The 610-nt window shown below is 42.8% G+C and carries 1 protein-coding gene; it reads right to left on the reverse strand.

All coding sequences use genetic code 11. The annotated features are described in order from the left end of the window. On the reverse strand, positions 1 to 610 hold a 610-nt coding region (locus CLHUN_RS22310), incomplete at both ends, for a peptidoglycan-binding domain-containing protein (RefSeq protein WP_242656597.1).

Below are 610 nucleotides of genomic sequence, written 5' to 3' on the forward strand. Positions count from 1 at the left end.
CGGTTCAATGCCCTGGAAGTGTTCCACCGGCTTAAGGTTCCCAACGGTTCCATTTTTCTTTACACCTTCAAATGCTGCTTTACAGCCTCTTTGAAAACCCAGCAGGGCTTCATGAGTCTCCCCGCTATTGCTCCACTTCCCATCAGCCCCATATTTGGGCAGCTTGTACCCCATATTCATGAGCATTAATTGGGCTTCTTTAACATAGGCGTTATACACCCCCGCTTTTATGTCCCAATTATAAGTTAGATTGTTTTCCTTACTTTTTCCCACTCCCATTATACCATTTTTTACCTGTTCGGGTACATAGGAATTATTCAACAATTTATATGCGCTATTCAAGCTCTTGGCCGTACCGGGTCCGCAGCCTACATATTTGCCTTTTTTATCATATAGCTCCTGCTTATCCAGCTTCATATAACCTGTCTGGAAGTTAATTAATGATTCCCTGGTTACGTCCCCAAAATACCCGCTGGCTTTATCACCGCTTCTTCCTGTCCAGTAATTCATACTCATTAAAACCTGCTGTATTTTCTTTACATTTTCGCTGGTTTCGCCATATGCTGCCGGTATTATCTCAGCTTTTTCTGCTGTCTCCTGTTTTTTAGTG

Source organism: Ruminiclostridium hungatei (genome assembly GCF_002051585.1).
GTDB classification, from domain to species: domain Bacteria; phylum Bacillota; class Clostridia; order Acetivibrionales; family DSM-1351; genus Ruminiclostridium; species Ruminiclostridium hungatei.